13 protein-coding genes are annotated in these 14,316 nt (G+C 70.4%); 4 read left to right on the top strand and 9 right to left on the bottom strand.

Translation table 11 applies throughout. The features are described 5' to 3' along the window. Positions 1–15: 15 nt before the first annotated feature. Genes BM345_RS20565 through BM345_RS20525 form a run of 9 tightly spaced genes read right to left on the bottom strand, consistent with a single transcriptional unit; the run spans position 16 to position 7,900 of the window. On the bottom strand, positions 16–942 hold the full coding sequence (locus tag BM345_RS20565; RefSeq protein ID WP_093383078.1) for an SDR family NAD(P)-dependent oxidoreductase: 927 nt from the start codon (positions 940–942) through the stop codon (positions 16–18). A gap of 34 nt (positions 943–976) precedes the next feature. Then, positions 977–2,131 carry an acyl-CoA dehydrogenase family protein gene (locus BM345_RS20560; RefSeq protein ID WP_093382906.1) on the bottom strand — a complete coding sequence of 385 codons (1,155 nt, stop codon included), beginning with the start codon at positions 2,129–2,131 and terminating at the stop codon, positions 977–979. 18 nt (positions 2,132–2,149) lie between these two features. Continuing rightward, entirely contained in the window at positions 2,150–2,953 is an 804-nt protein-coding gene (locus tag BM345_RS20555; protein ID WP_093382903.1) for an enoyl-CoA hydratase/isomerase family protein, read from the bottom strand. 10 nt (positions 2,954–2,963) lie between these two features. Then, a complete protein-coding gene (locus BM345_RS20550; protein ID WP_093382901.1) occupies positions 2,964–3,728 on the bottom strand; it encodes an SDR family oxidoreductase in 765 nt (254 codons plus the stop codon). 13 nt (positions 3,729–3,741) lie between these two features. Beyond that, positions 3,742–4,893, bottom strand: coding sequence for a thiolase family protein (locus tag BM345_RS20545; RefSeq protein ID WP_093382898.1), 1,152 nt, complete (start codon positions 4,891–4,893; stop codon positions 3,742–3,744). Positions 4,894–4,895: 2 nt separating this feature from the next. Beyond that, entirely contained in the window at positions 4,896–5,300 is a 405-nt protein-coding gene (locus tag BM345_RS20540) for a Zn-ribbon domain-containing OB-fold protein (protein WP_093382895.1), read from the bottom strand. Positions 5,301–5,324: 24 nt separating this feature from the next. Then, complete coding sequence (locus BM345_RS20535; RefSeq protein ID WP_093382892.1) at positions 5,325–6,524, bottom strand: acetyl-CoA C-acetyltransferase; 1,200 nt, start codon at positions 6,522–6,524, stop codon at positions 5,325–5,327. 6 nt (positions 6,525–6,530) lie between these two features. Next, a complete protein-coding gene (locus BM345_RS20530) occupies positions 6,531–6,722 on the bottom strand; it encodes a hypothetical protein (protein ID WP_093382890.1) in 192 nt (63 codons plus the stop codon). A gap of 2 nt (positions 6,723–6,724) precedes the next feature. After that, complete coding sequence (locus BM345_RS20525) at positions 6,725–7,900, bottom strand: CaiB/BaiF CoA transferase family protein (RefSeq protein ID WP_093382887.1); 1,176 nt, start codon at positions 7,898–7,900, stop codon at positions 6,725–6,727. A 215-nt stretch (positions 7,901–8,115) separates the two neighbouring features. Between BM345_RS20525 and BM345_RS20520 the strand changes: the two genes are divergently transcribed. From BM345_RS20520 to BM345_RS20505, 4 genes are all read left to right on the top strand, one after another. Beyond that, positions 8,116–10,908: a winged helix-turn-helix domain-containing protein gene (locus BM345_RS20520; RefSeq protein ID WP_093382885.1), complete on the top strand. Its 2,793-nt coding sequence runs from the start codon at positions 8,116–8,118 to the stop codon at positions 10,906–10,908. 83 nt (positions 10,909–10,991) lie between these two features. Further along, positions 10,992–11,825 (top strand): enoyl-CoA hydratase/isomerase family protein, encoded by an 834-nt coding sequence (locus BM345_RS20515; RefSeq protein WP_093382882.1) that lies wholly within the window; start codon positions 10,992–10,994, stop codon positions 11,823–11,825. An 89-nt stretch (positions 11,826–11,914) separates the two neighbouring features. Further along, positions 11,915–13,054, top strand: coding sequence for an acyl-CoA dehydrogenase family protein (locus BM345_RS20510; protein ID WP_093382880.1), 1,140 nt, complete (start codon positions 11,915–11,917; stop codon positions 13,052–13,054). Positions 13,055–13,106: 52 nt separating this feature from the next. Further along, on the top strand, positions 13,107–14,300 hold the full coding sequence (locus BM345_RS20505) for a lipid-transfer protein (protein WP_093382878.1): 1,194 nt from the start codon (positions 13,107–13,109) through the stop codon (positions 14,298–14,300). The last annotated feature ends 16 nt before the right edge of the window (positions 14,301–14,316 follow it).

Below are 14,316 nucleotides of genomic sequence, written 5' to 3'. Positions count from 1 at the left end.
TCTCCTCGCCTTCGATCAGATCGGGTCCCAGGCGAAGACCTGGCCCGACACTTCCACCGGGAAGAAGGAAGGCGCCAGCGCCGGCGCCATGTGCTCGGCCAGCGTCTGCGGCGTCCAACCCTCGGAGCGCTGCACCGAGCGCACCGGGCGCGGCTGGCTCATCAGGAAGATCTCGTTGCGGCGCACGGTGAAGATCTGGCCGTTGACCTGGCTCGCCGCATCGCTGCCCAGGAACACCGCCAGCGGCGCGATATCGGTGGGCTTCATGCTCATGGCGCGGGCCACGCGCTCGGCCTGCTCGGGCGTGTCGGTGGGCACGGCGCCGGCCATGCGGCTCCATGCGAAGGGCGAGATGCAGTTGGAGCGCACGCCGTAGCGCGAGGCATCCAGCGCGATCGACTTCGACAGGCCGGCGATGCCCATCTTGGCCGCCGCGTAGTTGGCCTGGCCGATGTTGCCAATCAGGCCCGAGGTGGAGGTCATGTGCACGAAGGCGCCGGACTTCTGCTCGCGGAAGTGCGTGATGGCGGCGCGGCTCATGTTGAAGCTGCCCTTGAGGTGCACCGCGATGACGGCGTCCCACTCGTCGGGCGACATCTGGTGGAAGATGCGGTCGCGCAGGATGCCGGCGTTGTTCACCACGCAGTCGATGCGGCCGAAGCGCTCGACGGCCTGCGTCACGATGCGGTTGGCCGCGTTCCAGTCGGCCACGCTGTCTCGGTTGACCACCGCTTGGCCGCCCTCGGCCACGATGAGGTCTACGACTTCCTGGCCCGGGTCCTCGGCGCTGTTCTCGCCGGTGACGGACACGCCCACGTCGTTGACCACCACGCGCGCGCCGTGGCGCGCCATCAGCAGCGCGATCTCACGGCCGATGCCGCGGCCCGCGCCCGTCACGACCACGACCTTGTCCTGCATGGTCTTGCTGTTCTCGTTGCTCATTTCGTTCATCTCCTGTGTCGGGTCGTCGGCAGGTTCAGCGGAAGGCGCTGGTGCCGGTGAGTTCGCGGGCCTGGATCAGGGCCAGGATGCCGTTGGTGCCGTCGGGCACCTGGATCATCCGGGCGTCGCGCCACATGCGCTCCACGCCCATCTCGGCGCTGATGCCCATGCCGCCCAGCACCTGCATCGCCGTGTGCAGCGCGCGCTCGCAGGCCTGGGTGGCGAAGCGCTTGGCCATGGCCGAGCTGCCGTTGGCCCGCAGGCCGCGGTCCACGCAGTCCAGCGCGTGGTAGCACATGAGGCGCGAGGCGACGACGGCCGTCTCGATGTCCGCCAGGTCCTGCTGCACCAGCTGGTGCGCGGCCAGGGCCTTGCCGAACTGCTGGCGCGAGCGCGCATGCTCCAGCGCCAGGTCCAGGCCCTTCTGCGCCAGGTGCACGCACATCAGGCCCAGCAGCGGCCGGTTGCCGTTCCAGCCCACGGTGAGCGTCTTGGCCGCGTCGCCGGGCTCGCCGATGACGTGGCTGGCGGGAATGCGCGTGTCCTCGAACACCAGTTCGCTCAAGTGGCCCTGCTGCAGGCCCGTGACCGCGATCTCGCGCACCTCGAAGTCGCACTGGCTTCTGTCCACCAGGATGCGGCGCACGATGGGGCGGCCCTGTTCGTCCTTGCCCACCGTGCACGAGACGTTGATGACGTCGGCCACCGAGGCGTTGGTGATCCACATCTTGCGGCCCGTGAGATACGCCCACTCGCCCTCGATGCGCAGCTTGGCGGTGACCGCGCCGGAGTCGGAGCCGGCGCCAGCCTCGCTGTTGGCGGTGCAGGCGATCTTGCGGCCGGCGATCAGGTCGGGCAGGTAGCGTGCCAGCAGTTCGGGGCTGCCGCCGGATCGGATGCGGGCGATGCTGCCCTCGTGCGAGGCCAGCGACAGGGCCACCACCGGCGGCAACTGCTCCAGCATCAGGCCGTAGTCCAGCAGCGAGAAGCCGCCGCCGCCCGCCTCCACCGGCAGGCGCGGCGCGGTGATGCCCAGCTCGGCCAGCAGGGCGTAGATCTCCAGCATGGCCGCCTTTGGGAGCGGCTTGTCAGCGGGATGGCGGGCCAGGATGGGCTCGATGCGCCCGCGCGACGTGCGGCGTGCGGCATCGACCATCATCTGCTGGTCTTCGCTCAGCGTGAAGTTCATGGGTCGTGTCTCTTGGGTTCAGGCGCCGCGGTAGTTCGGCGCGCGCTTCTCGGCAAAGGCCTTGCGGCCCTCGATGCGGTCCTCGCTGTCGCGCAGCAGGCCCCAGGCCAGGTTGGCCTGGGCCACGAAGTCGCGCGGCGCCAGGTGGGCGCTCGTGACCGCCAGCTTCTTGATCGCCTGCACCGCGAGCGGGCCGTTGGCGGCGATGCGCTGGGCCATCGCCATGGCCGTGTCCATCAGCGCCGCGGCAGGCACCACGTCGCTCACCAGGCCGATGCGGGCGGCTTCCTGCGCGTCGACGCGCTCGCCGGTCATCGCCATCTTCATCGCGTGGGCCGCGGGCACGGCACGCAACAGGTACTGCACGCCGCCCACTGCGGGAATGCTGGCCACCTTGGATTCGGGCAGCGCAAAGCTGGCCTTCTCGGAGGCCACGCGCAGGTCGCACTGCAGCGCCAGTTCCAGGCCGCCGCCCAGGCAGTAGCCGTTCACCGCGGCGATCATGGGCTTCCACACTTCCAGGTCGCTCAGGTCCAGGAGGCGCGTGTAGCCGCCCAGCGCCATCTCGGCCGCGCGGCTCTTGAGCGCGCCACTGGCAAAGGAGGTGGAAGGCGGCAGCGTGGCCTTGAGGTTGGCGCCCGTGCAGAAGGCTTTTTCGCCCGCGCCGGTGATGACGATGGCGCGCACGGCGTCGTCGTCCTGGTAGGCGGCGAGCTTCTCGCGCAGCGCGGTCAGCTCGCCGATGGTGAGCGCGTTCATCGACTCGGGTGCGTCGAGCGTGAGCACGGCCACATGGCCGTCGATGCGGTACTGGATCGTCATCCCGCTTCCCTCACACCGACGGGCTGGAGAGCGAGCGCCCGCCGCAGACGTAGATCGTCTGGCCGGTGACATACGAAGCCTCGGCGCTCGCGAACATCTTCACCACCTGCGCGATGTCTTGCGGCTTGCCGATGCGGCCCACGGGCACGGTGGCCTTCAGCCTGTCCTTCTGCTCGTCGGTGTAGCTGGCGAGCAGCGGCGTCTCCACGATGCCGGGGGCGATGGCGTTGGCCGTGATGCCGTGCTTGGCCAGCTCGATGGCCAGCGAGCGGGTGAAGCTCACGACGCCGCCCTTGGCGGCCGAGTAGTTGGATTGCCCGAAGCCACCCAGCCAGGCACGCGAGGAGATGTTGACGATGCGCCCGTGGCCCTGGTCGATCATGCCGGGGATGACTTCGCGCGCGCACAGGAACTGCGACTTGAGGTTGACGTTGATGACGAAGTCCCAGTCTTCCTCGCTGAGCTTGGTGATGCGCTTGTCGCGGGTGATGCCGGCGTTGTTCACCAGCACGTCCGGCGTCTTCCAGGCGTGGGCGATGCGGGCAACGGCATCGCGGATCTGCGCGGCGTCGGTCACGTCGACCTTGTATGCCTGCAGCGACCCGCCTGCATCGGGGCCGGCGTGGTCGATGGCCGCGTTCATCGCGTCCTGGTTGAGGTCGAACATGGCCACGGCGTAGCCGGCCGCGAGCAGCCCTTGGGTGATGCCCAGGCCGATGCCCTGGCCGCCGCCGGTGACGATGGCGACGCGCTTGTCGAAAGTCTTGTGAGTCATGGAAAAGGAGAAATCAGGTTGCGAGGATGTGGACCGCAGAGGCTGCGTGGTCCACGCCGGCGATGCCGCCGCCGGTGCACTGGGTCAGCGCCACGCGCGCGCCCTTGACCTGCCGGTCGCCGGCGCGGCCTTCGAGCTGCCACACGGCCTCGACCATCTGCGCGACGCCGGTGGCGCCGAGCGGGTGGCCCTTGGCCAGCAGGCCGCCGCTGGGATTGACCGGCACACGCCCGCCCAGGGTGGTGGCGCCGCTCTTGAGCAGTTCGTGCGCCTCGCCGCGCTGGCACAGGCCCAGGGCGTCGTAGTAGATGAGCTCGGCGATCGTGAAGGCGTCGTGCAGCTCGATGACGTTGACGTCACCCGGCTGCACGCCGGCCTGCGCATAGGCCTTGCGTGCGGCACGGGCCGTGATCTCGGCGGCCAGGATGTCGTCGCAGCCCGTCTCCAGCTTGCCCGACTGCACGGCCGAACCCAGCACGCGCACCGGCGAGGCGCCGCGATGCAAAGGCTTCTTCGTGGTCAACACCAGCGCGGCCGCACCGTCCACCGCCGAGGGGCAGCACTGCAGCAGGGTGAGCGGGTCGAACACCATGCGCGAGCTCATCACCTCGTCGATGGTGACGGGCTTGCGACTCTGCGCCAGCGGGTTGAGCGCGCCGTGGCAGCGGTTCTTCACCGCCACCTCGCCCAGCGTCTGCGCGTCGATGCCGAACTCGTGCAGGTAGCGCTGCGCGCGCATGGCGTACACCGCGGGCAGCGCGAGGCCGGCGCGGGTGAACAGCTCGGTCATGTAGTCGTTGCGCTGCATGGGCAGCGCGCCGCCGCCCAGCGCGGTGAGCTTCTCGGCGCCCAGCACCACCACCGTGTCGTACACGCCCGCAGCCAGTGCATGGCAGGCCAGGTGCACGCCGGTGGCGCCGCTGGCGCAGGCGTTCTCCACGTTGTAGATGGGCAGGCCCGGCAGGCCCAGGTCGCGCAGCAGCACCTGGCCCAGCACCATGCCGCCGAAGACGTTGGCGGTGTAGAAGGCCTGCGCGTCGGCCAGCTCGATGCCGGCGTCGGCCGCCGCGTCGATCACGGCCTGCTGCGCCAGCTCGGGCATGCCGGCCTCGTGGCGGCCGAAGCGCGTCATGGCGACGCCGCCGATGTAGATGGGGGTCTTCATGCTCATGCTTCGTCGCTCCGCAGTTCGAAGGCGTAGACAAGGCCATCGTCGGCCTGGGTCACGCAGGGACTGAGCCGGTCGCCGATGCGCGGCGCGCGGCCTTCCGGATAGACCAGGCGGCCGAAGACGCGCAGGCCCTCGGGAAAGTCGGCCAGGCCCAGCGCCATGGGAGGCTTGCCGGCCTTGGGGCTGGCGTGCACGACGGTGAAGCTGTAGAGCGTGGGCGTCGAGTCGATCTCCACGATCTCGCCGCCGGCCAGCAGCGGCGAGGTGGGCGGCAGCGGCGGGAAATGCAGGCCGTGCCGGCCCGCCAGGCGCGCGGCCAGCAGCACGGTGCGGCCGTCGCGCTCGCGCCAGGGCTGCTGGAAAGGTGCGGGCGCTTCCTGCGCCTTGATTGCGGTGCTCATGTCTTGCTCTTTTCCTTGTGGGCCTCAGGCGCGCTCGAACACCGCGGCCAGGCCCTGCCCGCCGCCGATGCACATGGTTTCCAGGGCGTAGCGGGCCTGGCGGCGCTTCATCTCGTGCAGCATCGAAGTCAGGATGCGAACGCCGGTGGCGCCGATGGGGTGGCCCAGCGAGATGCCCGAGCCGTTGACGTTCACGCGCTCGTCGCCTTCCAGCTTCCATTCGCGCAGGCAGCACAGCAGCTGGCCGGCGAAGGCCTCGTTGACCTCGATCAGGTCCATGTCGGCCAGCGTCAGGCCGGTGCGCTGCATCAGCTTGGCCACCGCCGGCACGGGGCCCAGGCCGAAGCGCATCGGATGCACCGCCGCGGCGCCCCAGCCCACCAGGCGGGCCATCGGCTCCAGCTTGAATTCCTTCACGTAGCGCTCCGACACCACCAGGCAGCCCGCGGCCGCATCGTTCTGCTGGCTCGCGTTGCCGGCCGTGACCGTGCCGCCCTTCATGAGGGGGCGCAGCTGGCTCATGGCCTCGTAGTCGACTTCTTCACGGATGCCTTCGTCGCGGCTGAAGAGCTTGGGCTCGCCCTTCTTCTGCGGCACGGGCACGGGCACCACTTCGTCACTGAAGCGGCCCTCGTTCCAGGCTTGCGTGGCCCGCTGGTGGCTGCGCACCGCCCAGCGGTCCGATTCTTCCCGGGTGATGCCGTACTCGCGCACGATCATCTCGGTGGATTCGGCAGCGCCCGAACTTTCGCCGTAGCGGCTCACGGGCTGGGAGTTGGCGCGGCCGCGGTCCAGGCGGTCGTGCAGCTTCACGTCGCCCAGGCGCGCGCCCCAGCGCATGCTCGTCGAGTAGTACTCGATGTTGCTCATGCTCTCCACGCCGGTGACGAGGATGGCGTCGGCATTGCCCGTCTGCACCTGCATGGAGGCATCGATGACGGCTTGCAGGCCCGAGCCGCAGCGGCGGTCCACCGTGTAGCCGGGCACTTCGTCGGGCAGGCCTGCGACGCCCGCGGCATAGCGGCCGATGCAGGGCGCCTCGCTGGACTGGTAGGACTGGGAGAGGATGACCTCGTCGATGCGCTCCTGCGGCAGGCCGCACTTCCCGAGCACGGCGCGCATGACGTGGGCGGCCAGGTCAGCGGCGGGAATGGAGGACAGGCTGCCGCCGAACTTGCCGATGGGCGTGCGCAGCGGGGAGACGATGTAGGCGTGGGAAGTCATGGTCGTTCAGATGAGCTGGTGGATCACGGCCTTGCTGAGCACGCGCAGGTTGCGCGCCGTGCTGCGTCGCGTGGCGGAGGGTGACGTGCGGGCAGCGCGCTCCTGCGGCAGGTCGCGCCCGTTGATCGGCAGCGGATCGAAGGGCCCGCGCCCGGCGGCGGCGCGCACTTCGAACAGGCGTTGGCGAAGCAGGGCCATGCTCAGGCTCCTTCTGGCTGCTGTGCGTCGGCGAAGCCGAGGCCCTGCCTGCGCAGCCGCTCGATGGCCTGCGCGTCGAAGCCCCAGTCGCGCAGGGCGGCGGCACCGCGTTCACCGCGCCGGGGCGCCGTCGTGCTCAGAGCGGAGGGCGTGGCGGAGAAGCGCGGCGCGGGTGCGGGCTGCAGCACGCCGTCCAGCTCCACGAAGCTGCCGCGTTGCCGGTTGTGCGGATGCAGCGGCGCCTCGGCGAAGCCCAGGACGGGTGCCACGCAGGCATCGCTGCCGTCGAAGATCCGGGTCCATTCCTCGCGCGTGCGGCTGGCGAAGGCCTGGGTGAAGGCTTCGCGAAGCCGAGGCCAGTTGCCGCGGTCGTGCTGCTTCGGCAGGCCGGCATCGGCCAGGCCCAGCTTCTGCACCAGTTCGGCATAGAACTGCGGCTCCACCGCGCCCACCGCCATGTGCTGGCCGTCGAGCGTGCGGTAGGTGTCGTACCAGGGCGCGCCGCCATCCAGAAGGTTGTTGCCCCGCCCCTCCTTCCAGTGGCCGGCCGCCAGCAGGCCCCACATCAGCGAGCCCAGTTGCGCCGCGCCTTCGACCATCGCGGCATCCACCACCTGCCCGGTGCCGCCGCGCTGCACGTGCAGCAGGGCCGAGACCACGCCCAGCGCCAGCAGCATGCCGCCACCGCCGTAGTCGCCCAGCAGGTTCAGCGGTGCGATCGGCTTGTCCTGCGTGCCCATCGCGCAGAGCACGCCCGACAGCGCGATGTAGTTCATGTCATGGCCCGCGCTGTGGGCCAGCGGGCCGTTCTGTCCCCAGCCGGTCATGCGGCCGTAGACCAACTTGGGGTTGCGTGCCAGCGCCGCTTCCGGGCCCAGGCCCAGCCGCTCCATGGTGCCCGGGCGCAGGCCCTCGATCAGGACGTCGGCGCGTTCGATCAGATCCAGCGCGGCATCCACGCCCTCGGGGTTCTTCAGGTCCAGCGTGACGGAGCGGCGGCCGCGCCCGACCACGTCGATGTGCACGGCTTCGGGACCGCGCGGCACCTGGGCCGGCGGCGCGACGGGGCGGTCCACGCGCACCACGTCGGCACCCATGTCCGCCAGCAGCATGGCGCCGAAGGGCCCGGGGCCGATCGCCTCGAACTCCAGTACCCGAATGCCGGACAGAACACCCATCGCCTTGTCTCCATCGCTCTTGTGGAAGGCGTCATGCGCCTCGATGGAAGCAGTAGACCCGTGGGGGTGGGGCCATGGCGCCACCCGAATCCGGTGGCGGTCCGCTTTCTGGACCCGGGTCGGTATTGCACAATCCCCGTCCACAAGCGCCTCCCGGTCCGCCACGCAGCGAATCGGCGGATCAGGCGCAAGTCAAACGGGGACCCAGGAGCAGGATGACACGCAGTTCGTCGAGGCGGGATTCGACCCAGGCCGCTGGCGCCGGCGGGCTGCAGGGCCCCGCGAGCACCCGGCTGGCCCCGCCGCGCAGCACTCAGCGCTTCATCGCCCGCGAGCCGCTCATGTCGCGCCTCGCCGATTCACGCCGGCGCCGGTGCATCGTGATCGCCGGGCCCGCCGGCTCGGGCAAGACCACCCTGCTGGCCGCCTGGCGGCAGGTGCTGGTGCCGCTGGGTTTCGACCTGGCCTGGCTGTCGATCACGCCCGAGGACAACGAGGTGGCCCGCTTCCTCGATGCGCTGGTGGCCAGCCTGGCGCAGGTGGACGCGGCCATCGTGCGCGAGGCCGTGCTGCTGGGCGGCGAGCGCCTCGATGCCGACGCGGTCGAACGCCTGGTGATCTCGCTGGTGCGCGGCGTGGCCGCCCATCCGCGCGGGCTGGTGCTGGTGCTGGACGACCTGCACCACCTGACGCATCCCGACATCCTGACAGCGCTCGAATGGCTGCTGGATTACGCGCCACCCAACCTGCACCTGGCGCTGTCCTCGCGCGGCACGGTTCGCCTGTCGCTGGACCGGCTGCGTGCTCAGGGCCAGGTCCTGGAGGTGGGCCTGCGCGAGCTGCGCTTCTCGCCCGCGGAGACCGAGCAGTTCGTGAAGTCGCAGGTGGGCGAGCTCGACGCGCGCACGCTGCGCCAGATGCACGAGCTCACCGACGGCTGGGTGGCCGGCCTGCAGCTGCTGTGCGTGGAGTGGAAGAAGAAGCACCCCGCCGGAGCCGCGGCCCAGCCCGAGCCAACGGCCCGCGCTCCCATCCGCGACGTGGAGGCCTTCACCCGTTTCTTCGAGCAGGAGGTGCTGTCCGCCCTGCCGCCCGAGGCGCTGGAAACCCTCACCAGCCTGGCTCCCTGCAGCCGCTTCAACGCCGCGCTGTGCGCCGCCCTCGTCGGCCAGCCGCAGTCGGTGGAAGCGGCCATGGAACTGCTGGCCCGTCTGGAGGCGGAGGACCTCTTCGTGGTGGCCACCGAAGGCCGCGAGGCCGACACCTGGTACCGCCTGCATCCCCTGCTGCGCGAGACCCTGCTGGCCCGCTTCGCCGTCCTGCCCGCGGATCGCCGGCGCGAGGTGCATGCCCGCGCCTGGACCTGGTTCCGCGACCACGGCCTGCTGGACGAGGCGGTGCGCCACGCGGTGCAGGCCGGCCAGGCGGAAGACGCGGCCGAACTGGTGGAGCAGCGTGCGCTGTCGATCTTCGCGCGCGGCGAGCGCCGGCAGCTGATCGCGCTGCTGCGCGAGTTGCCCGATGAGCAGGTGCGCAAGCGCTTCGGCCTGCGCCTGTGGCTGGCGCGCTCGCAGCTGTACCTGCGCGAGCTGGATGCCTGCACCCGCAGCGTGGACCAGATGGAGCGCGACCTGGAGGGCAGCGACACCGACCAGCGCTTCAACATCGCGATGCTGCGCTGCGCCCTGGCCGTGCAGCGCGACGACACCGACAGCGCGATGGCGCTGCTGCCCGACATCCTGGCCACGCCCGAGCACGCGGATGCGCTGGCCCGCGGCGGGCGCGACAACATGCTCACCTGGCTCTACATGCACCGGGGCGAGTACGAGAAGGCACGCCGGGTGCAGGCCGAGGCCTCGCGGCACATGGTCAACGGCATGCCGCTGTCCAGCACCGTCGGCGGCCCGATGCACGGCCGCGCGCTGGTGGGCCTGAGCTATGCGCTGGAGGGCCACATGACGCAGGCCGAGCGCATCTACCGCGCGGTGATCGCCGACGCCGAGCAATGCGGCCGCGCCTGCGCGGAGACCTACTACTTCACCATCGCGCTGCTCAGCGACGTGCTCTACGAGCTCAACGACACGCAGGCAGCGCGCGCCCTGATCGAGGACAAGCTCGATGTGCTCGAGCGCATGGCCATCCCCGACGCGGTGCTGCGCGCCATGCGCCTGCTGTCGGCCGCGCACTGGCTGGCGGGCAACCGGCTGGAATGCTTTGCCTACCTGGAGCGGCTGGAAGACTACGCCCTGCGCAACGGCCTGGATCGCCTGCTGGCCTACAGCTTGGCCGACCAGGTGCAGTTCCGCATCGTGGCCGGCGAGACCCTTGCGGCCGAGGCCGAGATGGCGCGCCTGGAAGAGGTGGATGCACGCCACCCCAACGCGCAGCAGAGCGCGCTGGGCGAGATCAGCGACATGGCCGACCGCGCCCGCCTGCAGATCGCCACCATGCAGGGCGACCTGGACGGCGCGGCCACCGGCCTCGCCGCGCTCTTCGCCCGCTGCGAGGCGCGTGGCCGCCAGCGGATGGCGGCGGCCGTGCTGCTCAAGAGCGCCGTCATCGACGCCAGGCGCGGGCGCGCCGGCCCCGCGCGCGAGAAGGCGGTGGAGGCCCTGCGCCGCGGCCATCGCCTGGGCCTCATGCGCACCCTGCTCGATTCGGACCTCGCGTCGCGCAAGCTGATCGGCGAGGTGGCGCAGATCGAGGCGCTGGACCCGGTGCTCGCCTTCTACGTCGAGCGGCTGCAGGCCAACCAGGCCTCGCCGCTGGAAGTGCAGGCCGCGGGCGGCCATGCCGCCGCCGCGGCCACCATCGAGCCGCTGCGCGAGCGCGAAGTGGAGGTGCTGCGCCTGCTGCTGCAGGCCATGCCCAACAAGAAGATCGCCCGCGCCCTCGGCCTCTCGCCCGAGACGGTGAAGTGGCACCTCAGCCGCATCTACAGCAAGCTGGGCGTGACCGGCCGCGACGAGGCCGTGGCCCGCGCGCGCGACCTGGGGCTGGGCAGCTAGCAGCTTCGGCGCTACCCGACGCGGGTGGCGCCGCGCGGCCGAAGCGGGCCGGATCATGGGGTTCAACCCCACAGGATCCTTCCATGAGCCAGGCCACCACCGTCCTGCGCGAGTCGCAACTCTCGGTTGCGAACGGCGTCGCGCACTTCTCCCACCAGCGGCCCTCGGCGCGCAACGCGCTGTCGATGGAACTGCGCGCCGACTACCAGGACATGCTCGCGCAGGTCGAGTCGGACCGCGGCATCCGCGCCCTGGTGATCTCCGGCTCGGGCGGCAGCTTCTGCGCGGGCGGTGACCTCAAGTCGCTGCAGGCGCTGCGCAACGCCGAGGACCCCGAGGCCCGTTCGCCCGACGCGATGCGCCGGCGCCTGCAGGCCGGCCACGTCTGGATGGAGCGGCTGCGTTCGCTGGAAGTGCCGGTGATCGCCGCGGTGGATGGGCCGGCCGTGGGCGCGGGCTTCTCGATCGCGCTGGCCGCCGACTTCGTGCTGGCCTCCACCCGCGCGGTGTTCTGCATGTCCTTCGCCAAGGTGGGGCTGGTGCCCGACCTGGGCGCCTTCTACTTCCTGCCGCGCGTGGTCGGCATGGCGCGGGCCAAGGAGCTGGCGCTGACCGCGCGCCGTGTCGGCGCGCAGGAAGCGCGCGACCTGGGTATCGTCCTGGCCATCCATGCGCCCGAGGATCTGGAGGCGCAGGCGCTGCGCATGGCCGGCCGTCTTGCCGCCGGCCCGCGCGAGGCCCTGGGCCTGACGAAGAACCTGTTCAACAGGAGCTTCGAGACGCCGTACGCTACCCTGGCTGAGATGGAGAGCCAGGCCCAGGCGGTGGCATCGGCCGCACCCTTCCATGCGCAGGCCATCGATGCCTTCCTAGGCGGCAGGCCGGCGGCCTACGACTGGGACCGCCAGGACGCCTGAGCGCCCTTGCCACCCATCGCAGGTGGTGGCCTGCCGCAGGGCCCGGCCCACACTCGACGGACAGAGACAAGACACCAGGAGATCCTTCCGTGCACATCACCCGCACCGTCTTCCGTGAAGACCACGAGATGTTCCGAGACACCGCGCGCCGCTTCCTCGACAAGGAATGCCTGCCGCGCCAGGCGCAATGGGACGAGGCCGGCTTCGTCGACCGCGAGACCTGGCTGAAGGCCGGCCGCGAGGGCCTGCTGTGCGTCACCCTGCCGGAGGAATACGGTGGTGGCGGCGGCGACTTCGGCCACTCCACCGTGTTCAACGAGGAAGTGGCCCGCTCGGGTGCGAGCGGCCTGGGCTTCGGCATGCACTCGGACATCATCGCGCCCTACATCTTGCGCATCGGCAACGAGGAGCAGAAGATGAAGTGGCTGCCCGGCGCCGCCAGCGGCGAGCTGATCCTGGCCATCGCCATGACCGAGCCGGGCACCGGCAGCGACCTGAAGGCCGTGCGCACCACCGCCGTTCGCGAAGGCGACGAGTACGTCATCAACGGCAGCAAGACCTTCATCAGCAACGGCCTGACTGCCGACCTGGTGATCGTGGTGTGCAAGACCGACACCAGCGCCGGCGCCAAGGGCATCACGCTCATCGCGGTGGAGACCACCCGCGCGGGCTTTCGGCGCGGGAACAAGCTCAAGAAGCTGGGGCAGTACGCGCAGGACACGGCCGAGCTCTTCTTCGACAACGTGCGCGTGCCGGTGGCCAACCGCCTGGGCGAGGAAGGCAAGGGCTTCGGCTACCTCATGGGGGAGCTGCCGCAGGAGCGCTTCGCCATCGCCGTGGGCGCCGCCGCGCGCCTGGAGCGCTCGCTCGAGCTGACGGTGGAGTACGTGAAGCAGCGCAAGGCCTTCGACCAGACCGTGTGGGACTTCCAGAACACGCGCTTCAAGCTCGCGGACATCAAGGCCCAGGCGATTGCGGTGAGGCTGATGATCGACCACTACCTGGGCGAGCACATGCGCCGCCGCCTCACGCTGGAAGAGTCGGCCATCGCCAAGCTCTATGCCACCGAGGCGCTGGGCAAGGCGCTGGACGAGATGGTGCAGCTGCACGGCGGCTACGGCTACATGCTGGAGTACCCGGTGGCCCGCGACTTCGTCGATGCGCGCGTGAACCGCATCTACGGCGGCACCAGCGAAGTGATGCGCGAGCTGATCTCGCGAAAGCTCTGAGGGCGCGCCCTCCTCCCATTTCACGCAGATCCATCCAAGGAGACAGATTCCCATGACACGAAAGACCTTCGTCGCCGGCGTCGGCATGATCCAGTTCAAGAAGCCGGGCACCAGCGAGCGCTACGACGTGATGGGCGCCCAGGCCGTGCGCCAGGCGCTGGAAGACGCCGGCCTGGCCTACACCGACGTGCAGCAGGCCTACGCCGGCTACGTCTTCGGCGACTCCACCTGCGGCCAGAAGGCGCTGTACCACCTGGGCATGACCGGCATCCCGGTGCTCAACGTCAACAACAACTGCGCCACCGGCTCCTCGGCCTTGTACCTGGCACGCCAGGCGGTGCAGAGCGGCGCGGTCGACTGCGCCCTGGCCGTGGGCTTCGAGGAGATGAACCCCGGCGCGCTCAAGTCCGCCTACACCGACCGCCCCAGCGCCCTGGAGCGCGCCAACGCGATCGTGGACGAGCTGGTGGGCCGCAACGACCTGCCCAGCAATGCGATCCGCCAGTTCGCCGGCGCCGGCATGGCGCACATGAAGAAGTACGGCACGAAGCTGGAGACCTTCGCAGCCATCCGCGCCAAGGCCAGCCGGCATGCGGCCAACAACCCGCTGGCCGTGTTCCGCAACGTCGTCAGCACCGAGGACGTGATGAACGCCCCCATGCTGTGGGACGGCGTGCTGACGCGCCTGATGGCCTGCCCGCCCACCTGCGGCGCGGCCGCGACGCTGATCGTCTCGGAGGACTTCGCGAGAAAGCGCGGCCTGCGCACCGATGTGTTCATCGCCGGCCAGTCGCTCACCACGGACACGCCCAGCAGCTTCGAGACGCGCGACATGATCCGCGTGGTGGGCGCCGACGTGACCCGCGCCGCCGCCAACCAGGCCTACGAGCAGGCCGGCGTGGGCCCGCAGGACGTGGACGTCATCGAGCTGCACGACTGCTTCGCGCAGAACGAGCTGATCACCATGGAAGCGCTGGGCCTGTGCCCCGAGGGCGAAGGCCCCAAGCTGGTGGCCGACGGCGACAACACCTACGGCGGCAAATGGGTGGTCAACCCCTCGGGCGGCCTCTTGTCCAAGGGCCACCCGCTGGGCGCCACCGGCCTGGCGCAGATCTACGAACTCACGCACCAGCTGCGCGGCAGCGCCGATGCACGCCAGGTGGGCAACGCGCAGGTCGCGCTGCAGCACAACCTGGGGCTGGGCGGCGCGGGCGTGGTGACCATCCTCAAGCGCGCATCGGCCTGAAGAAGCAAGCATCGGA

Source organism: Variovorax sp. OV329 (genome assembly GCF_900114785.1).
Lineage (GTDB): Bacteria > Pseudomonadota > Gammaproteobacteria > Burkholderiales > Burkholderiaceae_C > Variovorax.
The sequence above is the reverse complement of the archived record's forward strand: the minus strand, read 5'-3'. Positions and strand labels throughout refer to the sequence as shown.

Bases quoted from the DNA above. Each gene is read 5' to 3' on its own strand.
- BM345_RS20565 (WP_093383078.1), bottom strand. From the start codon at position 942: ATGAGCAACGAGAACAGCAAGACCATGCAGGACAAGGTCGTGGTCGTG.
- BM345_RS20560 (WP_093382906.1), bottom strand. From the start codon at position 2,131: ATGAACTTCACGCTGAGCGAAGACCAGCAGATGATGGTCGATGCCGCA.
- BM345_RS20555 (WP_093382903.1), bottom strand. From the start codon at position 2,953: ATGACGATCCAGTACCGCATCGACGGCCATGTGGCCGTGCTCACGCTC.
- BM345_RS20550 (WP_093382901.1), bottom strand. From the start codon at position 3,728: ATGACTCACAAGACTTTCGACAAGCGCGTCGCCATCGTCACCGGCGGC.
- BM345_RS20545 (WP_093382898.1), bottom strand. From the start codon at position 4,893: ATGAAGACCCCCATCTACATCGGCGGCGTCGCCATGACGCGCTTCGGC.
- BM345_RS20540 (WP_093382895.1), bottom strand. From the start codon at position 5,300: ATGAGCACCGCAATCAAGGCGCAGGAAGCGCCCGCACCTTTCCAGCAG.
- BM345_RS20535 (WP_093382892.1), bottom strand. From the start codon at position 6,524: ATGACTTCCCACGCCTACATCGTCTCCCCGCTGCGCACGCCCATCGGC.
- BM345_RS20530 (WP_093382890.1), bottom strand. From the start codon at position 6,722: ATGGCCCTGCTTCGCCAACGCCTGTTCGAAGTGCGCGCCGCCGCCGGG.
- BM345_RS20525 (WP_093382887.1), bottom strand. From the start codon at position 7,900: ATGGGTGTTCTGTCCGGCATTCGGGTACTGGAGTTCGAGGCGATCGGC.
- BM345_RS20520 (WP_093382885.1), top strand. From the start codon at position 8,116: ATGACACGCAGTTCGTCGAGGCGGGATTCGACCCAGGCCGCTGGCGCC.
- BM345_RS20515 (WP_093382882.1), top strand. From the start codon at position 10,992: ATGAGCCAGGCCACCACCGTCCTGCGCGAGTCGCAACTCTCGGTTGCG.
- BM345_RS20505 (WP_093382878.1), top strand. From the start codon at position 13,107: ATGACACGAAAGACCTTCGTCGCCGGCGTCGGCATGATCCAGTTCAAG.